The organism is Methylobacterium sp. HJ2, assembly GCF_056431005.1.
Genome location: NZ_JBWJYM010000002.1, coordinates 167,747 through 188,130 on the forward strand (window position 1 = coordinate 167,747; position 20,384 = coordinate 188,130).

Annotated in this window: 21 protein-coding genes and 1 tRNA gene; 12 read left to right on the top strand and 10 right to left on the bottom strand. The window is 68.6% G+C overall.

Annotated elements, in window-relative coordinates; all coding sequences use genetic code 11:
- The first annotated feature begins 148 nt into the window (after positions 1 to 148).
- The 7 genes from ACS5RC_RS05365 (at position 149) to ACS5RC_RS05395 (ending at position 8,658) form a co-directional block, all read left to right on the top strand.
- The gene (locus ACS5RC_RS05365; protein ID WP_478342800.1) at positions 149 to 1,903 is read left to right on the top strand and encodes an ABC transporter ATP-binding protein; all 1,755 of its coding nucleotides are present in this window, start codon (positions 149 to 151) and stop codon (positions 1,901 to 1,903) included.
- Between the two features lie 108 nt (positions 1,904 to 2,011).
- A complete protein-coding gene (locus tag ACS5RC_RS05370; RefSeq protein ID WP_478342801.1) occupies positions 2,012 to 2,890 on the top strand; it encodes an aldose 1-epimerase family protein in 879 nt (292 codons plus the stop codon).
- 1 nt (position 2,891) lies between these two features.
- Positions 2,892 to 3,608 (top strand): uroporphyrinogen-III synthase, encoded by a 717-nt coding sequence (locus ACS5RC_RS05375; RefSeq protein WP_478342802.1) that lies wholly within the window; start codon positions 2,892 to 2,894, stop codon positions 3,606 to 3,608.
- 190 nt (positions 3,609 to 3,798) lie between these two features.
- Positions 3,799 to 6,054 carry a COG4223 family protein gene (locus tag ACS5RC_RS05380; protein ID WP_478342803.1) on the top strand — a complete coding sequence of 752 codons (2,256 nt, stop codon included), beginning with the start codon at positions 3,799 to 3,801 and terminating at the stop codon, positions 6,052 to 6,054.
- Positions 6,055 to 6,150: 96 nt separating this feature from the next.
- On the top strand, positions 6,151 to 7,722 hold the full coding sequence (locus ACS5RC_RS05385) for a heme biosynthesis HemY N-terminal domain-containing protein (protein WP_478342804.1): 1,572 nt from the start codon (positions 6,151 to 6,153) through the stop codon (positions 7,720 to 7,722).
- A 187-nt stretch (positions 7,723 to 7,909) separates the two neighbouring features.
- The gene (locus tag ACS5RC_RS05390; RefSeq protein WP_478342805.1) at positions 7,910 to 8,368 is read left to right on the top strand and encodes an NUDIX hydrolase; all 459 of its coding nucleotides are present in this window, start codon (positions 7,910 to 7,912) and stop codon (positions 8,366 to 8,368) included.
- Between the two features lie 215 nt (positions 8,369 to 8,583).
- Positions 8,584 to 8,658: transfer RNA gene (locus ACS5RC_RS05395), tRNA-Thr, on the top strand.
- Between the two features lie 1,086 nt (positions 8,659 to 9,744).
- Here ACS5RC_RS05395 and ACS5RC_RS05400 read toward each other — a convergent pair.
- Complete coding sequence (locus ACS5RC_RS05400) at positions 9,745 to 10,647, bottom strand: hypothetical protein (RefSeq protein ID WP_478342806.1); 903 nt, start codon at positions 10,645 to 10,647, stop codon at positions 9,745 to 9,747.
- A 997-nt stretch (positions 10,648 to 11,644) separates the two neighbouring features.
- Between ACS5RC_RS05400 and ACS5RC_RS05405 the strand changes: the two genes are divergently transcribed.
- Genes ACS5RC_RS05405 through ACS5RC_RS05420 form a run of 4 tightly spaced genes read left to right on the top strand, consistent with a single transcriptional unit; the run spans position 11,645 to position 13,088 of the window.
- The gene (locus ACS5RC_RS05405) at positions 11,645 to 11,965 is read left to right on the top strand and encodes a hypothetical protein (protein ID WP_478342807.1); all 321 of its coding nucleotides are present in this window, start codon (positions 11,645 to 11,647) and stop codon (positions 11,963 to 11,965) included.
- A complete protein-coding gene (locus ACS5RC_RS05410) occupies positions 11,962 to 12,186 on the top strand; it encodes a hypothetical protein (RefSeq protein ID WP_478342808.1) in 225 nt (74 codons plus the stop codon). Before ACS5RC_RS05405 ends, ACS5RC_RS05410 begins: the two co-directional genes overlap by 4 nt.
- A 1-nt stretch (position 12,187) precedes the next feature.
- Positions 12,188 to 12,514 (top strand): hypothetical protein, encoded by a 327-nt coding sequence (locus ACS5RC_RS05415; RefSeq protein ID WP_478342809.1) that lies wholly within the window; start codon positions 12,188 to 12,190, stop codon positions 12,512 to 12,514.
- Positions 12,515 to 12,545: 31 nt separating this feature from the next.
- Complete coding sequence (locus ACS5RC_RS05420; RefSeq protein ID WP_478342810.1) at positions 12,546 to 13,088, top strand: terminase small subunit-like protein; 543 nt, start codon at positions 12,546 to 12,548, stop codon at positions 13,086 to 13,088.
- Positions 13,089 to 13,214: 126 nt separating this feature from the next.
- Here the strand turns inward: ACS5RC_RS05420 and ACS5RC_RS05425 are convergent, their stop codons facing one another.
- The 9 genes from ACS5RC_RS05425 to ACS5RC_RS05465 form a co-directional block, all read right to left on the bottom strand.
- Complete coding sequence (locus tag ACS5RC_RS05425; protein WP_478342811.1) at positions 13,215 to 14,786, bottom strand: caspase family protein; 1,572 nt, start codon at positions 14,784 to 14,786, stop codon at positions 13,215 to 13,217.
- Positions 14,787 to 15,110: 324 nt separating this feature from the next.
- On the bottom strand, positions 15,111 to 15,485 hold the full coding sequence (locus ACS5RC_RS05430; protein WP_478342812.1) for a hypothetical protein: 375 nt from the start codon (positions 15,483 to 15,485) through the stop codon (positions 15,111 to 15,113).
- The gene (locus ACS5RC_RS05435; protein ID WP_478342813.1) at positions 15,482 to 16,114 is read right to left on the bottom strand and encodes a nucleotide-binding protein; all 633 of its coding nucleotides are present in this window, start codon (positions 16,112 to 16,114) and stop codon (positions 15,482 to 15,484) included. The genes ACS5RC_RS05430 and ACS5RC_RS05435 overlap by 4 nt, the downstream gene beginning before the upstream one ends.
- Positions 16,114 to 17,121, bottom strand: a complete 1,008-nt coding sequence (locus tag ACS5RC_RS05440) for a site-specific integrase (RefSeq protein ID WP_478342814.1) — start codon at positions 17,119 to 17,121, stop codon at positions 16,114 to 16,116. The genes ACS5RC_RS05435 and ACS5RC_RS05440 overlap by 1 nt, the downstream gene beginning before the upstream one ends.
- The gene (locus ACS5RC_RS05445; protein WP_478342815.1) at positions 17,118 to 17,525 is read right to left on the bottom strand and encodes a hypothetical protein; all 408 of its coding nucleotides are present in this window, start codon (positions 17,523 to 17,525) and stop codon (positions 17,118 to 17,120) included. Before ACS5RC_RS05445 ends, ACS5RC_RS05440 begins: the two co-directional genes overlap by 4 nt.
- Before the next feature lie 376 nt (positions 17,526 to 17,901).
- Entirely contained in the window at positions 17,902 to 18,657 is a 756-nt protein-coding gene (locus ACS5RC_RS05450; RefSeq protein ID WP_478342816.1) for a hypothetical protein, read from the bottom strand.
- Complete coding sequence (locus ACS5RC_RS05455) at positions 18,654 to 19,091, bottom strand: type II toxin-antitoxin system MqsA family antitoxin (protein WP_478342817.1); 438 nt, start codon at positions 19,089 to 19,091, stop codon at positions 18,654 to 18,656. Before ACS5RC_RS05455 ends, ACS5RC_RS05450 begins: the two co-directional genes overlap by 4 nt.
- Entirely contained in the window at positions 19,084 to 19,398 is a 315-nt protein-coding gene (locus ACS5RC_RS05460) for a type II toxin-antitoxin system MqsR family toxin (RefSeq protein WP_478342818.1), read from the bottom strand. Before ACS5RC_RS05460 ends, ACS5RC_RS05455 begins: the two co-directional genes overlap by 8 nt.
- A gap of 93 nt (positions 19,399 to 19,491) precedes the next feature.
- Complete coding sequence (locus ACS5RC_RS05465) at positions 19,492 to 19,773, bottom strand: helix-turn-helix domain-containing protein (protein WP_478342819.1); 282 nt, start codon at positions 19,771 to 19,773, stop codon at positions 19,492 to 19,494.
- Positions 19,774 to 19,877: 104 nt separating this feature from the next.
- On the opposite strand from ACS5RC_RS05465, the gene ACS5RC_RS05470 reads away from it, so the two are divergent.
- The gene (locus ACS5RC_RS05470) at positions 19,878 to 20,315 is read left to right on the top strand and encodes a hypothetical protein (RefSeq protein WP_478342820.1); all 438 of its coding nucleotides are present in this window, start codon (positions 19,878 to 19,880) and stop codon (positions 20,313 to 20,315) included.
- Positions 20,316 to 20,384 lie beyond the last annotated feature (69 nt).

The following is a 20,384-nucleotide window of genomic DNA, read 5'->3' on the forward strand; positions in this document are numbered from 1 at the left end:
GCCCGCTCTCGGCATGCGCGAAGGCAGCCCCGAAGTCCGCCCCTATGTCTTTGTCGCCGCATGATGATTTCGGACATGCGGCTTCCCCTGGGCCCTGTCATGCTCTAAGCGCTCGGGCCATGTCGCCACCGAACGCACGCCCGACCCGATGCGCGCGCTGATCGATCTCCTGCGCGCCATGCGCCCCGCGGAGCGCCGCCGGCTGGGCCTGATCGCCCTGGGGCTCGCGGGCGCGGCGCTGCTGGAGGTGGTGGGCGTCGCCTCGGTGATCCCGTTCCTGACGCTGGTCGGCGATCCGGGCGCGGCCGATCGCCTGCCCTACCTTGCGGCCCTGCGCGATGCCCTCGGGCTCGCCGACCCGCGCAGCTTCCTGATCGGCGCCGGACTCGCCGCGCTGCTCGCGATCCTGGTGACCGCCATCGCCAATGCGGGGCTGACCTACGCGCAGCTCCTGTTCACTCACATGACCGGCTACGGCTTCGCCCGGCGGCTGCTGTTCCGCTATCTCGACCGCGAGCGGCTGTTCTTCGCGCAGGCGAACAGCGCGGAGCTCGCCAAGAACGTGCTGAGCGAGACCGATCGCCTCGTCGTGGGCGTGCTGACGCCCTTGACCGTGATCGGCTCGCGCGCGACCTCGGCGCTCGCCGTGATCCTGTTCCTCGTGGCCTATGCGCCGGGCCTCGCCCTCGTCCTCGGCGGCGGCTTCGGCGGCCTCTATGTCGGGATCTACCTGCTGATGCGCGCCCGCCTCGCGCGGATCGGAGCGCGGGCCGTCGCCGACAACGAGACCCGCTACCGCGTGGTGCAGGAGACGCTCGGCGCGCTCACCGAGCTGAAGCTCTACGGCCGGGCCGAGGCCTTCGCGGGCCGCTTCGACGCGCCGGCCCGCGCCTATGCGCGCGACAGCGCCGCGAGCCTCGTCACCGGGCAGACCCCGCGCTTCGTGATCGAGGCCCTGGCCTTCGGGGGCGTCATCGTGGTGGTGCTGTTCGCCCTGGCGCAAGGGCTCGACACCGCCGGAATCCTGCCCCTGCTCGGTCTGTTCGCCTTCGCGGGCTACCGCATGCTGCCGGCGTTCCAGAACATCTTCAACAGCTTGGCGCTGCTGCGCTTCTACCTGCCCGCCGTGCGGCTGATCGTGGCCGAGCTCGGCGGCGAGCGCGTGCGCGGAGCGCGCGGACCCGAGCGGCTGCCCTTCCGCGAGGCGATCCGCTTCGAGGGCGTCGGCTTCGACTACGAGACCGAGCGTGCGACGCTGTCGGGGATCGACCTCGCGATCCCGGCCGGCGCAACCGTGGGGCTCGTCGGGCGCACCGGATCGGGCAAGTCGACCCTCGTCGGCCTGCTGCTCGGCATCCTGGAGCCGAGCCGCGGGCGCATCACGGTCGACGGGCTGCCCCTCGATGCGGCGCGGCTGCCCGCTTGGCAGAACCGGATCGGCTATGTGCCGCAGGACGTGTTCCTGGTGGACGGCAGCGTCGCCGAGAACATCGCTCTCGGCATCGACCGTCCGGATCCGGACCGGATCGAGCGCGCGGCCCGGCTCGCGGGCGCCCAGACCTTCATCGCCGCCCTGCCGGGCGGCTACGCCGCGCCGGTGGGCGAGCGCGGCGCGCGCCTCAGCGGCGGGCAGCGCCAGCGCATCGGCATCGCCCGGGCGCTCTACCACGAGCCGGACGTGATCGTGTTCGACGAGGCGACCTCCGCCCTCGACGGCGAGACCGAGGCGGCGGTGATGCGGGCGATCCAGGAGCTGCGCGGCCGGCACACCGTCATCATGATCGCCCACCGCCTCTCGACGCTGGAGGGTGCCGACACGGTCCATGTCCTCGAAGCCGGGCGCCTCGTCGCGTCCGGGCCGCCGCAGGCGGTGCTGCCGGGGCTCGCCGCCTCGGCGGCGTGAGCCGGGGAGCCCGCGCCGAACGCCGCCCCGGGCCGGGACGCCGTGCCAATCGGCGCGCGACAGGCTACCAAGGCGGCCGGCACACACGAGGCTTCGGAGAGCACCGGCATGCGCGAGACCATCGACCTGACGAGCCCGGGCGGCACGACGGCGCGGATCGCCCTCGACGGGGCGGAGCCCGTCTCCTGGCGGGTCGACGGCACCGAGTACCTCTGGAGCGGCGACCCCGAACACTGGAACCGGCACGCGCCCTGGCTCTTCCCGGTCGTCGGCGCCTCGGCGGGCGGGCGCGTCCAGGTCGCGGGCCGGGCCTACCCGATGGGCCAGCACGGCTTCGCCCGGGACATTGGCTTCACCGTCGTGCGCCAGGGCGCGGACAGCATCACGCTCCGCCTGACGGACGGCCCCGAGACGCGCAGCCACTATCCGTTCCCGTTCCGGCTCGACATCACCGCCCAGGTGCGCGACCGCGAACTCGCCTTCGCGATCGCGGTGTCCAATCCGGGCGAGGCCCCCCTGCCCTACGCGCTGGGCTTCCACCCGGCCTTCCCGTGGCCTTTCGCCGGCGGCAGGCGCGAGCCCGGCGGCGGCTACGCCGTCGCGTTCGAGGCGCCGGAGCGCCCGTCCGTGCCCGAGGTCGGGGCCGGCGGCCTGCTGTTGCGCGACGAGCGCCCGATCCGCTTGGAGGGCACCGTGCTGCCGCTCGACCCGGCCCTGTTCAGCGAAGCGCTGGTGTTCCGGAACGCTGCGAGCCGGTGGATGCGCTTCACCGGCCCGGGCGGTCGGGCGATCCGCATGGAGATGGAGGATTTTCCCCATCTCGCGGTCTGGACCAAGCCGACGGCGCCGTTCCTCTCGCTCGAGTGCTGGACCGGCCATGCGGATTGGGCGGACTTCTCCGGAGATCTCGCCGAGCGCGATTCGCAGCGCCTGCTCGCGCCGAACGCCGAGGCGCGGCACGGCGTCCGCCTGAGCCTTGAGGGCTGAGGTGCGGATCTGGGTGGCCCGGCCCGAGCCCGGCGCCTCCCGAACGGGCGAGCGCCTCGCCGCCCTGGGCCACGAGCCGCTCGTGGCGCCGGTCCTGGCCACGTGCCCGACGGGCACGGTGCTGCCGCTCGCTCCCTTCGACGCGCTGCTGCTCACCAGCGCCCACGGGCTCGATGGGCTCGACGCGCTCCCTCCGGAGGCTCTCGCCGCGCTGAGGGGGCGGCCGGTCTTCGCCGTCGGTCCGAGCACGGCGCGGGCGGCGGTGCTGCGCGGGCTCGCGCCGGTCATCGAGGGCTCGGGCGACGCACGCGGCCTCGTCGCAACGGTGGCGGCGCGGCTCGCCCCGGGTGCGAGGCTCCTCCACCTCGCGGGTGCCGCGCGCAAGCCCGAGCCGGCGGCCTCGCTCGAACGCGCCGGATACGCGGTTCGGGTTCATGTCGCCTACGCGGCGAACCCCGTCCCCGTCCTGCCCGAATCGGTGGCGGACGCGCTGGCGGGCCGGGCGCCGGCCGTCGCGGCGGCGCTGCATTATTCCCGCCGCAGCGCCGCGACCGCCCTCGATCTCGTCCGCAACGCCGCGCTAGACGAACCTTTCCGGGCCATTCAACATTACTGCCTGTCGGAGGATGTGGCCGTACCCCTGGCAGCGGCGGGCCTTCCGATCCATTTCGTGCCGGCGCGGCCCCGTGAGGACGAACTCCTCGCAGGCCTCCGCTGACGCCGTCTTCGATCTGTCGCACAGGGCTCGCGCCGAGCCGGCCCGCGATGTTAGGAGGCCGGCCAGGGTTGCCGATCCGGCTCGAACGGGTCGCGCCCGGCACGCGGACAGGGCCTTCGCCGGACGCGCGATCCGGGGCAGGCGACGAGACGGGCGGCGCCCGGACGGTGAGACTGGAGAGAGACGGCCCGTGAAGCCCCCATCCAACGACACGAACCGCCCGAACCCGCCGAAGGGCAGCGAGGCCGGCAAGCCCGGCGAGATCGGCCGCGACGCCGGCAAGGACGCCGTGAGGAGCGAGCCGTCCAAGGATGCGCCCGCCAAGATCGGCGCGGCGCCCCAGGGCGGCGCCCCGGTTCGGAGCGGCGCGAGCCCCGTCCCGGATGCGGGATCGTCGAAGGAGGCCGCGAAGGTCGGGAGTCCCCAGGCTGCGGGGCAGCCGGGGAAGGACGCAGCCCCCGCTGCCGGAACGCTCGGGACGGCCGCGCAGGGCGGCAAGCCCGGCACGGCGCCGGGCGTCACCGGTCCCGTGACGGCCAAGCCCGCCGGAGAGCCGCTGAAGGCCGGCCCGACCCCGGTGCCGCCGGTGCCGCCGGTGAAGCCCGGCACGCCGCCGGAATCCGGCAAGCCGGGCAGCGCGACGACCGAGGCGCTGAAGACCGATCCGGCGAAGGCGGCCGGCGCCGCATCGGAGCCCGGCAAGAGCGAGTTGGGCAAGAGCGAGCCCGGCAAGAGCGAGCCGGGCAAGACGACCGCGGGTTCCTCGACCCAGAAACCGGACGCCGGGAGCACGGGCCAGGCCGGCCCGGGCGCGCCGCGTCCCGGCGGCCTCACCGACGGCCCCATCATCGACCTCAAGGCGAAGCGCGTCCCGGAGCCTGCCGAGGCGTCGCGGGCTGCGGCCGGCGCAGGCAATCCGGCCAAAGTCGAGCCCGGCAAGACCGAGGCAGGCAAGACCGAGGCAGGCAAGACCGAGCCCGGCAGGAGCGATGCGAAGCCGGCATCGAGCCCGGCTCCGAAGACGGCGCCCGTGGCCGAGCCGCGCCGGGCCGGCGGGTTCGGCTCGATGGCGACGGCCGGGCTGCTCGGCGGCGTGATCGGCGCGGGCCTGCTCTTCGGCGCGGACCGGGCGGGCGTGCTCGGCCACCGCGAGGATACCCGGATGACGGGCCTGGAGCAGCGCGTCTCCAGCCAGCTCTCCTCCCTCGACCAGCGCATCGCCGGCCTCGCGCCCCGCGACGCGCTGAACGCCCTCGACAAGCGCGTGGCGAGCAACGAGGCCGCGCTGAAGCCGTTGCCCGATGCCGTGAAGAGTGCCGAGACCGCGGCCAAGCAGGCCCTCGCGCAGGCCGGCGGCAGCCAGCCCTCCGGCGCCGCGCAACCCGCGGAGGGCGGCCAGCCGGCCGCCCAGGGCCTGCCGCCGGATCTCGCGGCCCGCCTCGACAGCCTCGACCAGCGCGTCGCCGCGCTGCAGGAGGAACCCGGCCGCGACGCCACCGGCGAGCCCCGGCCCGTGCCCGACGTCGCGGCCCTGGCCGAGCGGGTGAAGACCCTCGAGGGCAAGGTCGGCGCGCCGGCGCCCCAGCCCGAACAGAACGATCTCGGACCCAGGCTGGCCGCGCTCCAGGGGGAGGTCGAGACCCGGACCAAGGCGAATGCCGAGGCCGATCAGGCGCTCGCCAAGCGTCTCGAGGGCCTGCAGCAGGCCCTCGACGAGCGGGTCAAGGCGGCGACCGAGGCGGTCCAGACCGCGACGCAGGCGACCCAGCAGGCCGCCGAGGCCGGTCGCAGCCAGGCCGAGCAGGCCGCCAAGGCGGTTCAGCGCGACCTCGACGCGCAGGGACAGAAGATCGCCGCGCTCGACAAGGCCGTCGCCCAGCGGGCGGAGGCGACGACCGTGCAGGCGGCGCTCCGGGTGGTGACGGCCGACCGCGTCGCCACCGCCCTCGCCACAGGCGTGCCCTATGCCGAGCCGCTCGCCACCCTGCGCAAGCTCGAGACCGGGGATTCCGGGCGGCTCGACGCCTTGGCGCCCTTCGCCGAGAGCGGGGCGCCGAGCGTCGCGCAGCTCGCGGCGGAGTTCCGGCCGATCGCCGAGAAGGCCGCCGCCGCGCGCCGCGCCGCGCAGGCGCGCACCGTCGCGGAGAGCGGCGACCTGCGGGCGAAGTTCCTGAGCATGGCCGATTCGATCGTGCAGGTCCGCAAGGTCGACGCGCCGCCGGCTGCCGGAGGCGGCGCCCCGGAGGCGGATCCGGTGGCCAAGGTCCAGGCCGCCCTGGACCGCGGCGCGCTCCAGGACGCGGTCAAGGCCTTCGAGAGCCTGCCTCCGGAGGCCAAGGCCGAGGCCGCGGATTTCGGGAAACGCCTCACGGCGCGCGCCGCGGCGGCCCAAGCCTCCCAGGCCCTCCTCTCGGACGCCTTCAAGAGCCTGCCGGCCGGCCAGTAGCGCCGACCGGAGCCGGTCAGCGACGCCGGCCGAACCCGACACACCTTCCATCCGCGCGGCGGTCCCTCACCGGGCGCCCACAGGAGTACTCGATCGATGTGGCGCGCCCTCGCCTTCCTGGCTCTTCTCGCCCTCGCCGCCTTCGGGGCGGTCTGGATCGCCGATCGGCCCGGCACCGTCACGGTGGTCTGGAACGGCTACGAGGTGGCCACCAGTCTCGCCGTCGCCCTCGTCGGCGTGCTGATCGCCGCGATCGCGGTGGGCTTGGTCTGGGCGGTGGTGCGGGGCTTCATCAACCTGCCGGAGATCCTGGTCCGCGGCTCTCGCGAGCGGCGGCGCGCCAAGGGTTTCACCGCCCTGTCGCGCGGCATGGTCGCGGTGGGATCGGGCGATCCGCTGGCGGCCCGGCGCCATGCCAGCGACGCGGAGCGGCTGCTCGGAGCCGAACCGCTCACGCTTCTGCTCAAGGCTCAGGCCGCGCAGATCTCGGGCGACCGCGAGGCGGCCGAGAACGCCTTCCAGCGCATGGTGGACGATCCCGAGACCCGGGTGCTCGGCCTGCGCGGCCTGTTCGTCGAGGCCCGCCGCCGCGAGGACGAGACCGCCGCACGCGCCTATGCGACCGAGGCGGCCCAGCTGGCGCCGAGCGTCGGCTGGGCGAACGAGGCCGTGCTGGAAGCGCAATGCGCGGACGGCGACTGGGGCGGCGCGCTGGAGACGGTCGAACGGCGCGGCGCCCTCGGGCTGCTCGACAAGTCGGTGGCCCGGCGCCAGCGCGCGGTCCTGCTGACCGCGGCGGCCCAGCGGCGCGAGGCGGGCGAGCCGGAAGCCGCGGCCGAGCGGGCGCTGCAGGCGGCGAAGCTCGCACCCGACCTCGTCCCGGCGGCCTGCATCGCCGGGCGCCTGCTGGCGCGCCGCGGCGACCTGCGCAAGGCGGCCAAGATCGTCGAGGCGGCGTGGAAGGCCAATCCGCATCCGGACCTCGCCAAGGTCTATCTCGGCCTGCGGACCGGCGATTCGGTGCGGGATCGCCTCGCCCGCGCCGACACCCTCGCCAAGCTGTCCTCCTGGCATCCGGAGGCGCGGCTCGCCCTGGCCCAGGCCGCGCTCGACGCGCGCGAGTTCGGACCGGCGCGCGACGCCCTCAAGCCGCTCGTCGCCGAGCGTCCGACCGTTCGGGTCTGCCTGCTGATGGCGCGCATCGAGGAGGCCGAGCACGGCTCCGGCTCCGGCCGCGCCCGCGAATGGCTCGCCCGCGCCGCCCATGCGCCCCGCGACCCGCTCTGGATCGCCGATGGCTTCGCCTCGGAGAACTGGGCTCCCGTCTCGCCCGTGACCGGACGCCTCGACGCCTTCGAGTGGCGCGAGCCGCCGAACACGCTGGCGCCCCCGGTCGAGGACACCGGCGCCGAACTGGACGGCGCTCAGCCGGCAGCGCCCGGCCCTCTGGTCCACGACCGGATCTCGGGCCCCGCGCTCAACGGCACGCTCGCCCCGGCCTCCGAAGGCGTCCCGCCCGCCGTCCCCGCGCCGATCGAGCACGGCCCGACGGCCGAGGCGCCGGTCGCCGTCGGCGCGACGAACCCCGTCGTCCTGCCGGTCCCCGGGGCGGAGCCGCACCCCACCGCGCAGGCAGACGAACTGTCCAAGGCGCGCCGCATCGCCTGAGCGACCGCGGAACCCACGCCCGCGTCGCGGATTTTCAGACTTGAAGCCCTGCAACCGACGATCTGTGGTTGAAATCACTGGATAACACACGCACGTTGCAGAAATGGACGGCCTGTCCCCGCGACGGGACCACGGATCCGGCCTTCTCCGGCCGCAGCGGACATCGCTCGGCGATTAGGGATCAGGAATGGCGACGCTAGCGGGCGATGGCGAGCGAGAGGCCCGCCGTCAGATCGGAGCCCTGCCGTTTCGACGCGATGCCGACGGGACGATCGAGGTTCTACTGGTCACCTCTCGCGAGAGCCGCCGCTGGGTCATCCCGAAGGGTTGGCCGATGAAGGGCCGCAAGCCGTATGAGGCGGCCGCGCGCGAGGCCTACGAGGAGGCGGGCCTCGTCGGCCATATCGGCAAGCGACCGCTCGGCTTCTATCTGTACGAGAAGCGCCTGAAGAACCGCGATTCCGTGCTGTGCCAGGTCAAGGTCTTCCCGATGGAGGTGCGCAAGCAGCTCAATCGCTGGCCCGAGCAGAGCGAACGGGAATTGCGCTGGTTCGCGCCCTCCGAGGCGGCCGAGGCGGTGGTCGAGGCCGGGCTCGCCGCCATCATCCGCGCGACGCTGAAGCCATCCGGGACGCCGCGGACCTGACATCCGGCATCCGCGCGCGCCATGCTCATGCTGGCGCAGGACCATGATGCGGGCGCTAACCCGCTGGTGCCGCGCCACCCGACCGAAACCCGGACATCCGGGTCCCGCACGCCAGCAACCCAATTGCCCGAACAGGGCGATTGCAAAGCCCGGCCCGATCCGCTAATCCCCCCCCGAGCCGACGCCATCCCAACGGGATGCGCCCTGGCCATCCTGCTGCGGTAGCTCAGTGGTAGAGCACCTCATTGGTAATGAGGAGGTCGAGAGTTCAATCCTCTCTCGCAGCACCATTCAAATCCAAGATCAGACCAGACTAACGCGGGAAGTCACGCGGGCGATTAATCGCTCCGCTCGCGTTGCGATGTCCTGGACTGTGCCTCAGGGTTGCCCGACCCTGGAAGGATCCTCGGAACGAGGTCCATCATTGTCGACCGGGCGTCCCGCGCGATCGTCTCGGGCGGCAGAGCGATCGGACAAGCGAGACCACGACATCGTCCAGCATCACCCGAGCGATTTGAGAGCGTGCCAGGCCTTCGGCGAAGGCCGCGACGCTCGATCGCTGATCGGTGATGACGGGCGTGCGTGAGCCAAGGATCTAAGGTGGCGAGACGCCCTGAGCGCGAGGGCCATCGGCACGACCGATGTGGTGGCCGTCGGATCGGCGTTCGGTTGGACCGAAACGCCTTCGGGACAGAGCGCCACGACGAATCCGACCTTAGGAATCCGTCCCGATGGGCCCTGGATCCGCGCACAGCGCGCGCCGGCATCCCGGGAGCGGGGAAGGCCCCCCGACAATAGCGATCCTGCCTGCGGCGTCAGCGGTCGCGTTTCCCGCAATCTGTCCCGATGCGGGGATCCAGGTCCGACGTGCGTGCCTCGGCGGTCGCGTGAGACGGGCAGGGCATGGGAGCAGCGCTGAGCCAGCTCGGCTCAGGGAACCGGATCACGATCTCCTGGTCAGGCGGGCGGGACCGAACTACGCGCGTGGCCGGATGCGGCTGACGTGCCGCCGCCACGCCCGATCCTGACATCGGCTTCCTGGCGCGTGTCGAACACCTGCCCGTCGAGGAGGAGTCCGTCGCGCAGCCTCGCGTCGATGCTCTTCCAAGTGCCATGCTCCGATGGATTGCCTGGCATGATGGACGCAGTCTGCGAGCCACTGGCTGCGGTCCGATCCCGGACCCTTTCGCGATGAACGCTGGGCCAGTGTCGGCCGGCATTTCGGGACCGACCGCCGCATCATCTGCGCCGCGCAGAACCCTCCGGTCCGGCGTCGGGTGACTCTCCGTTGCCGGGATGACGCTCGACGGCACGCCAGCGGGCTCGAGCACGTCGGTGGCACCGAAACAGCCGGTGCCGCGTCAGGGGTCGAAGCGCTAGCCGGGCGGTATCGGTGGATTGGCCTGCTCGCCTCCGTCCGAATTACGCTGCCGGCCGCGATCGTTTATGAACGCAACGATCTGGGCAAGGGTATTTGCATTGTTGAGCGCGTCCGCCGTCGTCGCGACATGGATGTCGCCCGTTCCAAGCGTGTGGAAATACTCGTGCGTGATCACGTCCCGTTTCAGATCGTCTCGTGCCGCAACCCAGGACGTACAGAGTTCTGTATCGGGCGGTTTGACGCCCGGCGTCGTCCACGCAAAGGCAGGCCGCGGATCCGCACACTTTCCACTCGCCCTCGCGATCGTCAGGGTCTTCGGAAGGGCGAGATTCTGATCGATGAGCCGGATAACCTTCGTGAGGCCGTCCTGAAAGGCGGATGATAGAGGGTCCAGCGGAACGAGGAGACGTTGTGAAATGACGGCGATCTCCCGCTGGAATCCGACCAGAGACGCGGAAGTCGCACCGGGGACGTTGCTCTGTGCCTGAAGCTGCCGAAGTCGGCCCAGAGAAAACCGTAGCGAGGCGCGACTATCCTCAAAGGCTACGTTTAGGATGTCTTGTTCCGTGGGCGCTGCACTCGGCGACGAGGGCGGTGTCACGGTCGGGGCGACCCCAGCCTTTTCAATGCGGTACTTGCCTTTGAAATAACTCGCTTCATACCACGTGCGATCGTTGCCGGCGGCTGAAAGCGGGCGCTGCCAACTCTCGCGTGTCGAGGATCCGTTCCACCACATGTTCACGAGGGTCGAGGACGCGGCCCAATTGCCCGAGCCCTTCTCTGCGCTTCCCAGATCTCGCCAGGTCACCTGGCCATGGGGCTGAAATTCATACTCCCAATTCCACGCCTTGACCTTGACGTTCCACTTTCCCGGAAGGATATCGAGGTCGCTGGCCATCTGACGCTCCTCGTTGACAGCGTAGGCGCACGCGTCCATCAGATCTAGGCAGTCATCAAGGCGTTGTCGACTGATTTGATGCGACCCAGCCAGGGCAAGGGCATCGTCGAATTTATCGATCCCTGCTTTTCGTCGGGCGCTCTATAGCTGCACCTCCCGGCTTCGTTCATGGCTCGCTCCACATGCGAGCGCCTGCGCGCGGCCCCTTCGGCGGCCCTGCCGCGCTCCATCCCATCGTCGACACCGGACACCGTCCCGCACGAGCCATGCCCGGCCACCGCCCGCGCGAAGGCTGGGGACACCAAGCCCGGGCGGGCGGTTGGCCATTCATCCGCATGGCTCATCGCAGTCGCGGGCCACACGCCCGCTCGACGGCCTCGCGACTGTCCGCAGGATGGGTGTCGAAGGCGCTCGGCACCCTCCGCGCGACCTCTCGGTCCGTGGCGATGAGGATCTCGAACAACCGGCAGGTGCCGCGGCCAGGAGCGCGCCGACACCGATCACGCGGCAATCGCAGGTACCGGCCGTGAGCATCCGCTTCAGGATCGGCCCCGCCCGATCGTTCGGCCGGATGAAGCGTTGCTCGGTGATCCGATCGGGAGCGCGAATGTCCTCCAGCACGATCTGGATCCCGTGCCGGATCCTCTCGGCGTCGAGGCCAGGGGGCCCGTGGGGTCTGAGAGATCAACCGCCTCCGGCTCACAGCCCACCCTGAAGACACGCCTCGCATCCGCAAGCCTCGAGGCACCGGCCCGATCCGCTCGCCCGTCAGCGGGCAACACCTGATCGCGTTCCCCTGGACCTGCCGATGCCGCAGCGTGATGCGTTCCAACAGGCAGAGGCCGTGCCGCGGCGCGAGCCTCATGAGGCTGCGTCCAGACATCAAAAAGCCCGCCAAGCCATTGGGCCAGCGGGCTGAAATGATGGTAGCGAGGGTCCGCTACAGTGCATCACCCACTAAACCGCGCCTGACCTTCACCTACAGGTCGAGGGCAGCGTGATGCACAACCGCGAGCCCCACGTCCGCGAATTGCTCTGCCAGGCTGAGGCGCACGCCGACGCAGGGGCAGCCGAGGGCGCCCTGTCGCGCCTACTAAGCGGCATCGAAGCGGGGGAAGCCCGCGGGCGGGCGCTGCCGGCCTACAGCGCAGCCCTGCGGCGCCATGGCGCGACCCTGGCCAAGATCGGCGGTCCCGATCTGCTGGAGGCCGTCTTCGCTCGCCTGTGCTCCGCCTCGACCCAGCACGCCACCACCCAGCGGGATCTCCTGCACACTGCCAGGGCCGACCTTCTCGCGAACGACGGAGCGAACCCATGAACCGATCAGAGGCCATCGCCTTCAACTCCGGCATTCGCACAGCTCTCGATTGCGCTGAGCAGACGGCCAACCTCCTCGAAGCCGACGAGAGTTCCGACGCCGATCTGCGAAGAGGCGTCGTCAAGGCACTGCGTACCATCGCGCGCGAGTACGCGGGGCTGATGGTCCGCATGCCGGCCGAGGAAATTCAGGCCGAAGAAACCCAGGACGAGGAGACATGACATGACCCACGTGATCGAATTTCCGAAGGGCCCTGCGAAGCCTGCCGGGGCACCGCCCGTCGAGGCTGGGCGAAGCGCCCTCGAGCATGATGTGCTGCACGCTCGCGACGCCCTGAAGGCATCCCTGCCGGCCGAAGCGCTCCGGCACATCTCCGCCGATGCTCTGCTGCTGGCCGCGAGCCAAGTCGTGCTCGCGGTCGATGCCGCAAGAGAGGCACGACGGCACGGTCCGGCCCATGATGGGCGCCGCTCCGAGCTTGAGGCCCTGGACTGCCTCTTCCGCTCATCTGATCCAGCCGCCAACCCAGATCCCGACGACTGCGCTTGAGCCATCACGCGCGAGCGATAGTGGCAACGAAATGCCCGAGCGCGACCTCTCCCTCCGATTTCAGGCAGCTTCTCCGATGGCCCGACCGACCTTCTACAGCCCCGAACTCGCCGACGAGATCTGCGACCGGATCGCCAGTGGTCGCTCAGTCCGCTCGGTGGAGCGGGACGAGGACATGCCGAGCGGGCAGACGATGCGTCGGTGGCGGCGGGACCATCCGGAGTTTGCTGCCCTCTACCAGAAGGCCTGCGAGGACCGTGTGACGGAGATGCTGGAGGATCTGTTCGCGATCGCTGACGACGGGACCAACGACTGGGTGGACCGGCCGCGCGGCGATGGACAGGTCGACCGCGTGCTGGACCACGAGCACGTGCAGCGGTCCAAGCTCCGGATAGCGACCCGGCAGTGGGCGATGTCGAAGCTCGCTCCGCGGAAGTTCGGCGACAAGATCGAGGTGGCGGGGGATCCAGAGCGGCCCCTCATTTCCGAGGACGCGGCCGACACGGCCCGGCGCATCGCTTTTCTCCTCAACGCTGGCATGGCTTCGCGCAGTCGGCAGGCGGGCGAGGGGTAAGGCGAGAAGATACAGCCGGCCGTTGATCGTCACGTTACCACGTGGCAACGTGGTCACGTGGCTAATCAAGACAGCGAGGTAGCCGCAATGCCATCAGGACGAACAGCACGATGATCCGGCACGACATCACCGTCTTGGCTCTGTGCGCCTCAGCGGCAGCACGACCTGATTGTTCACCGCGTAGAGGAAGCAGGGAAATGAGGAGGTGTTCGCGTTGCAGGCGGCGAGTGCGGCCGCCTCAGCTTCTGCGATGGTGCTACCGCTGCGTGCAGTAACGACAGCGCCCATGGGCCTCACCGCCATCGCTTTGGGCTCGCGCATGCCGTCATAGCTCCGCACGACGGCGGGTGGTTGATTTGGATCGATGAACGCGACGCGATCGGCCTGGAAGTGGCCTGCATAAAACAGACGCTCCATTGGTCGCAAAGGTACTTGGCGAGGATCTGACGCCACCAACCTCTCGTCGGAAGCCAGAAGAGTACAAGCTTCGGAGTAGCTTTGCTGACACCCTTCGAGTGCAAGCTGTTCGGCAACAGCGATCGAACTTTCTGAGTTCCGCCAATACCACCGTCCCGATTTTGGCTCGACCGCAATAGCTTTCGGTGACTTGAAAGTTAGATATCGCTGGGCGATCTTACGACGCTCGTCACGAAGCAACGGTGTCTTTGTTAGGTCGCCGGTTCGGTCGAGAGCCTCGACGAGGCGGGCCTCGAAGCTCGTCGCTGACGTCGCGGGTTGAATAGACACTCCCATAGGTGGCGAAGCGGGGGCGGCGATCATGGCGCGGCGCCGCGCTAGGTCGGCGAATACCCCGTTCGGGAAACGCGCGAGGTAGGCCTGGAAGTCGAGCGGGTCCTTGCTGTCCTTAATGCTCTGCCAAAACAGAAGCTCAGCCTCCGGCGTCCCGTTGCGTGGGGCCTGCTCGACGACGTGGATCGGTGGCGGCATTGATGGCTTGAAGTAGAACTCTCCTTCGAGCGCGGTGTTCTCCCACGGCAACTGCGTACCGTTCGATGCCTCGCGGACGTCGCGGCGAACCAAACCGAGCAGCTGGCGGACTTCAAGCCCAGGCGTCTCGATGTGACGCAGCAGTGCGGTCGTGAACAGGCTATTGCGGCCCTTACCGTCCCACGCCACCGCGCCAGGCGCTGTGGCGAAAGCCACCAGAGTGCCAGTCCCCGCAGAGATCTGGCTGAGGCCACCGCGGGGGATGTCGCGTGAGCCGGTGATGAGACGCTTCTGGAAGGGATTGTCGCGGCAGGCATCGAGGAACAGCAGCGTGACCCGGGCCATGCCCTCGGTCTGCTCCAGCAGGCTCTCGACATCCACCCCTTCGAACCGCAGGTCGCGCGGGGTCTTGACCTCTACGCTAGTCGGCAGCAGCCAATTGCGCCCGCCTAGTTCCAGGGCATGGCCAGCATAGAAGAACACCGCCGCCTCTGCGCCCTGGGCCGCCGCGCCGAATTGCCTGATCCCTCTCTCGAGTGCAGCCCGGTCCGGATCAAGGACAGTTTGAACCGTGAAGCCGAGCCGCTGAAGCGCGGCGCCCACGTCGCTTGCATCGTTGCGCGTGTTTGCGAGTGCTGCCGCGTGCTGGTAGCTCGCCACCCCGACCACGAGCGCGACCCGCGCGTCTCCGGCGAAGGCGGCTTGGACTAAACCGAATAGGATCAGGCTTGCGATGAGCAGAACACGCATGACAGGATCGAGCCGCCGAATACACGCTTCTTAGGGCTAAGCTCATATCACGCCGCGACGGAACGGTTCGAGATCGTCGACGTGATAACGACCCTGCAATGGAACACACTGCGGAACATTGTCCCTTTTGCTGCATCTAGGTCAGCTTGCATCCGCAGCAGCGGCAAGGTGGGTCGAAGGCGCAACGTCTGCTCCGGGGCGAAAGGTTCAAGTCCGCTTTGTTCGTGCCGGATCCTGACCCAGCTTGACGAGTGGAAACAGACTTGAACCCAGGCGGCATAAGGGCGACCGTGCGCGCATAGAAGCTTTGACGTGACAACGTGGTCACTCGCCACGGTTCAGCGCGTCGAAGTCGCGGCCGTGCTGGCGCAACACCAAGCGCAGTCCCTCAAGGTAGAGATCGTGCGGCTTGCAATCCTGGGCGACCGCGATCTCCCGGAGCGCCTTGAACACCTTCGGGTGCGCGTAGACCGAGGCGTGCGGCTTCTCGAACCGGATGCGCCGGTTGTAGCCGTCAGGCCCTACCGGTTCGGGGACCTGAGAATTCTCCACGTCTTCACGTGGAGACGTACCAGTTGAAACGCTGCCACGTTGTAACGTGGTCACGTCCTCACGTGAAGCGGCCGCTGCTTCCGCCGGCGCCTGTGTGGCGATCCGCGCGAGCTGATCGTTGATCGACGGTCTGGGCTTCTTGCTCATGCCTTCGTTCCTGCAAGCTGGGCCTTGATCCACTGCCAGAGCAGACGGACCTCGACGGCCGCCTTGCCCTTTGGCGCCAGTTCGGTGACGCCCTGCCCTGTCGTCATCGCATCCAGGAAATCAGAGCGGGTCGCCACCATCGAAGGCGCCAGAGCTCCAGTGCTGACGAGGGCGGTGGCCGCATCCAGGGTTCGAACCTGGGTCGTCGGATTGCACTGGTTCAGCACGAAGGCGAATGGCCGCTTGAGGAGCCGCAGTTGCTCCACGGTCGGCCGGGCCGCCTCGACGTCGAGGATCGAGGGCTTGACCGGCAGCAGACACAGGCTCGCCTCGCGCAGCACGAGAGCGACGCCCGGCCCGAAATACCCGGGGGTGTCGACGACCGCGAGTGAGACGCGGCCGCCGGTACGCAGCCGACCGAGCGCCGCACCGAACCCGGCCGGCTCGACCCGCTCGACCTCGATGCCGTCCGCCTCCCGGCGCCGTCCCCAGCCGAGGAGCGATCCCTGCTGATCGGTGTCGATCGCAGCAACGGTTTCGCCATCCTGCATCGCCGCGACTGCGAGCGAAGCTGCAAGCGTGCTCTTGCCGCTGCCGCCCTTCTGGGTGGTGAGAGCCAGGACGTGCATCAGAGGCCTGCCATCCCTGCCGGGTTCTGTTTGAAGAGGCGCCCGGAGCGGATGTACCCGCTCGTTGTGTCGAAGCGCTTGTGCCGGAGCTGCCGCTGGATCGCGTGGCCTGGGGCGTCGTTCGCGGCGGCCGAGGTGGCGAGCCCGGATCGGAGCGAGTGCCCAGCGAACTCGGAGGCGCGCCGGTGGGCCTCCTCGGGGCTCATGCCATCGGCCAAGCAAGCGGCCTCGACGGCACGCTGCACGATCCGCGCGATGCTGCGATCGGTGAGGGCGTCGGTAGCGACCTGGCCGTGACGGTTGATCGCCCGGAACGCCGGGCCCGATTTCAGACCGGCGGCCTGGATCCAGGCGCGCAGGTTCCGCACTGGGCAGGTCTCAGGGTTCGAGCCGTAGGGCACGCCGATCTCGGCGCCCTCGCCTACCTGATCCGTCTTGCTGCGGACGAGATGCACCACAAGCCCATCGGACTGCTCCTCGAGCCAGGCCGCGCCGTCGCGGCGCGCGACCTCCAGGCTGGCAAGCTCGGAGCGCCTGAGTGCCGCGGCGAACCCCACGAGGATCAGGGCACGGTCGCGCAAGCCCACGAGGGTATCGGGCAGCATGGCGATCGCCCGGCGGAGGTCGGCCGTCATCAGGGGGAGCTTCTTTGCGGCCGGCTGGCCATGACCCCGCTTGATGCCTCGCCACGCATCGCGGAAGGCGGCGCCGCCGGTGTCGAGCTCGTACCCGGCTGCCGCGTGCCACTCCCGGATCGCAGCGAGGCGACGTTGTAACGTGGTAACTTTCAACGTGGTCGCGTGGTCGATGAGGTAGGAGAGCACGGCAGCGGGCCCGGCGGGCAGGGCCGGGACGCCTCGACCCTCGCACCAGCCGACGAAGGCACGGACGTCGCTTGCGTAGGCCCGCCGCGTATTGGCCGAGCGGGCGAGCTCCGCATAGCCTCGGGCGCGATCGGCGAAGGGCTGGAGGCCGGCCGATGCCGGAAGGGCGACTTCGGTGCTCATGGGCACTCTCCCAGGCCGAGGACGGAGATGAAGCTGCGGGCAATCGCAGCGCTGTACCCGTTCACAAGGGTACCGGCGACGACCACGAGGACCGCAACCACGCGTTCGGCCACCACATCGGGCTTCGCGGCCTCAACTCTTGCTTGGTCGGCGGTTCGGGTCGCTGCGATCGTCGCAGCGTTCGTATAGAAAGGCAGGTGTGGCGGATGCACCTGCGCACGGGCCATGCCGGCGACGCCCGACCGGATGTAGGGACGAGCCGCTACGAAGATGCCGAGCACCGCCAAGGCTGATCCGAAGCCGCTCACCGCCTCAGCCCGGGGTAGGGCCCGGCAGCCAACGAACCACCAGCCATGAAGGGCGAGGGCTGCTACGCCCAGGCTCGCGGCCGTCCAGTAGCTCAAGGCAATCCGCCGCCACCAGGGGAGCGCAGGTTCTGCCGGCGCATCGCTGGCAGGGAGGATGGGGTTTGCCACGCTCAATCCGTTCTGGTGTCCGATAATCCCTTCTTATCGGACGTTAGCGCAGCTTGGCAGAACTATCCACGTCCCAACGTCGGAACGCTGCCACGTTGTCACGTGGTAACGCGAGAAAGCGAAGGCGAGCCCAACCAGGTAAGGACGGAAGCTTTTGAACATCGTTCAAAAGTTGGTGTGATCAGGATTGCGGCTTCTGCGCGCGCCGTGGCGTTAGAGCCGCCTGCTTCCCTGTCGACCGCAAGGAGGCGACTGCCTCACGCGACGAGGGATGACCGTTGTAGCAACGTAGTGTTGGCGCCCCTCATACTGCGAAGGCGCCGAAAGCTGGAATAGCGGGGTCATCGAAGCACAAGCGGACGACTTCCCTGCCGAGCGCCCGCACCGGAAATCGCCTGGTTTCAAATTGAGCGTTGAACTTCTGTTCGTTGAAAGTAAGTACGGGAGCTGCTGTTTCTACAAGCCCAGATCTTTGTAGATCATTGGTTGGACCTGTCCATGAAATAACTTCCATTGTTTCATTAATGAGCACATTGAAATGGACCGGAAGAAATGTATCACCACCAGCTACAGTTCTCTCCTCAGGCGTCAAAAGATTTTTCTCTGCCCGATAGATGGTCTGTAACAAGTGTAGGTTTGGTTCTGTTAAAATATCAAGCGCTCGCGCGATCTCCATTCGTTCTGAATTTGCTACATTCAGAGTTCCCAGCGTGGCGACTGCGCGCGCTAAGGCATCTGCCATCTGTGGGTTAGTCTCAGTTAGCATCCGCCGGATCGCCGCGTGAGCTGAGAGCTGATAGACAGCATCCGCTGCCAGTCGCTCGCGGGCACCTACCTCTAAGCAGTCAATGCGTTCAGCTAGGCCGCTTAGCAAGCGGTCTGTCAGACGAGCGTTTGCATAATCAATGCCAAGTTGTCCTAAATCGAACACCAAGGCCGCCCAAGGTATGCTGCTGAGCGCGGCTTTTGTGCCCAGCGCTCCAACCTTCTGAAGCAACTGAATACCTGAGCCCATCGGGAGCTGCTCAGCGGCTCCAGGCTGGATCATGTTGCTGCTCACGCCTCCTGCGCAGTGCGCTCTGCAGCTTCAAGCTCTGCAGCCATCTGCAGCGCTTCATCAGGATGTCGCGCAGCCATCCGGAGCAGCATCGTCATCGGGCGGCTCGCAGTGGTCTCGCCCTTCTCGTACTTCTGAAACGAGTTCGGGCCGCCTCCGAAGATACGGCTCGCTCCGGCCTTAGTGAGGCGGAGGCCCTTGCGAACCCGCTCAATTTCAGACGGGGAAGCAACGCCCAGCACTTCAGCCTTGAGCTCAGCAAGCGCAAGATCGGACACTTTCATGTCCTCGCGGGTGTGCAGGCTCTCGCCGCTGGCATCACAATACCAGCCGGGCATCTGGATCTGCCGGGTTTTCCCCCTGTACGTCACGACGTCAGGACGAACGTCACGGACCATGGGAAGCCCTGTCTCAGGGCAGCGCGGCGCCTCAGCCATTGTCCTTCTCCTTGAACGACAACAACACGAACTCGGTCACAACATCTGCACGGAATTTGATGTACAAAGTACCAACGTTGGACGGCACAAAGTACACGTCCTGCCACTCCTGATGATTTCCGTTGGAAGTCATAGATTTATGAAAGTGGCTACTCCGCATCGTCTGAATGACGGCTGCCATATCCGCCGTTCCGAACCCCAGTGCCGCAGCTGAGCGCCTCACGGTGCCCGTTGCGATGAAGCTGGGCGAGGCTGCCCAAGCTTGCACAGTGGTCAAGTCGTAGGTTGGCTTCCGCTTCTCTGACATCGACGATCCTACACCATAATGGTGTACCGACAAGAGGGTTCCAAGGGGAGTGGTAAACGAGAGCTGCCGCACGCCAGCAGGCAGGGCAACTGCTCAGTGCTCGTCTCGTTTCCCATCCTTCCGCTCCCGGAACCGGATCCCAGCGCCGCCGCCGTTCTCGGGGATGAACTCCAGGCCAGCCTTCTCGAAGGCCTCGACCAGGGCCCGGTTGTTCATCGTGGTCAGACGGCGCGATGGCTTGCCATCCACGCTGCGCACTGTCTCGAAAGCCTTGATCGTCGGCAGAGGAACGCCGGAAGCCTCCGAAAGGCCCTTCTGATCGAGGCGTGCCAGTGCACGTCCAGCGCGGCACATCTCAGGCGTCAGCTCCGTCACAACCGCATCTCCAGCCATGTCGCCAAAAATATAACGTTAGACCAGCGTTGACAACCCTTCTCCATGTCGCCATAAGTATCATGTTGGCTGTTTGGAGACATGAAATGTCCCGCCGTGAGATATCGTGGGTCGCGGCCCTTCGCGATCTGAAGGACGACCGCGCCACTCGCTCGCCCATCCGCGAAGAGCGCCTACGCAGCACCGCACACCTACGCGGATCGCCGGCCCTGGCGCTCTCCGCCTGGCGCGGCCGGTCCGGCAAGCGCTACGTGGTCGGCGTCCACGCCTTGAGCGCCGACGTGATCGAGGAGGCCGGCCCTGCTGTCGTCCTGGCGGTCCGCCGCGGTGACATCGGCCCGGCCGTGCTGGTCAGCGTCGCGGCGTTTGAGGCCGGCGCCGAGGGCTTCGCTTCCTTCCGCCACGTGGCGCGTGCGGCCGGCGCTACCGAGCTCGGGATCCACCGCCTCGCCGAGGGCCCCGAGCAGCGCGCTGCCATCGTCGCCGACCTGACCGGCCCGGCCGCCGAAGCCTACCCCGCCTGACGGCGGCCTGAGCCGGCGCTGATTGCGCACATCTGCGCAGCGCACGCCTCCACCATCCACCTTCAATCC

Excerpts from the sequence above, each read along its gene's own strand:
- ACS5RC_RS05365 (WP_478342800.1), top strand. The coding sequence starts at position 149 with ATGCGCGCGCTGATCGATCTCCTGCGCGCCATGCGCCCCGCGGAGCGC.
- ACS5RC_RS05370 (WP_478342801.1), top strand. The coding sequence starts at position 2,012 with ATGCGCGAGACCATCGACCTGACGAGCCCGGGCGGCACGACGGCGCGG.
- ACS5RC_RS05385 (WP_478342804.1), top strand. The coding sequence starts at position 6,151 with ATGTGGCGCGCCCTCGCCTTCCTGGCTCTTCTCGCCCTCGCCGCCTTC.
- ACS5RC_RS05390 (WP_478342805.1), top strand. The coding sequence starts at position 7,910 with ATGGCGACGCTAGCGGGCGATGGCGAGCGAGAGGCCCGCCGTCAGATC.
- ACS5RC_RS05400 (WP_478342806.1), bottom strand. The coding sequence starts at position 10,647 with ATGGCCAGCGACCTCGATATCCTTCCGGGAAAGTGGAACGTCAAGGTC.
- ACS5RC_RS05410 (WP_478342808.1), top strand. The coding sequence starts at position 11,962 with ATGAACCGATCAGAGGCCATCGCCTTCAACTCCGGCATTCGCACAGCT.
- ACS5RC_RS05415 (WP_478342809.1), top strand. The coding sequence starts at position 12,188 with ATGACCCACGTGATCGAATTTCCGAAGGGCCCTGCGAAGCCTGCCGGG.
- ACS5RC_RS05420 (WP_478342810.1), top strand. The coding sequence starts at position 12,546 with ATGCCCGAGCGCGACCTCTCCCTCCGATTTCAGGCAGCTTCTCCGATG.
- ACS5RC_RS05425 (WP_478342811.1), bottom strand. The coding sequence starts at position 14,786 with ATGCGTGTTCTGCTCATCGCAAGCCTGATCCTATTCGGTTTAGTCCAA.
- ACS5RC_RS05430 (WP_478342812.1), bottom strand. The coding sequence starts at position 15,485 with ATGAGCAAGAAGCCCAGACCGTCGATCAACGATCAGCTCGCGCGGATC.
- ACS5RC_RS05435 (WP_478342813.1), bottom strand. The coding sequence starts at position 16,114 with ATGCACGTCCTGGCTCTCACCACCCAGAAGGGCGGCAGCGGCAAGAGC.
- ACS5RC_RS05440 (WP_478342814.1), bottom strand. The coding sequence starts at position 17,121 with ATGAGCACCGAAGTCGCCCTTCCGGCATCGGCCGGCCTCCAGCCCTTC.
- ACS5RC_RS05455 (WP_478342817.1), bottom strand. The coding sequence starts at position 19,091 with ATGGCTGAGGCGCCGCGCTGCCCTGAGACAGGGCTTCCCATGGTCCGT.
- ACS5RC_RS05460 (WP_478342818.1), bottom strand. The coding sequence starts at position 19,398 with ATGTCAGAGAAGCGGAAGCCAACCTACGACTTGACCACTGTGCAAGCT.
- ACS5RC_RS05470 (WP_478342820.1), top strand. The coding sequence starts at position 19,878 with ATGTCCCGCCGTGAGATATCGTGGGTCGCGGCCCTTCGCGATCTGAAG.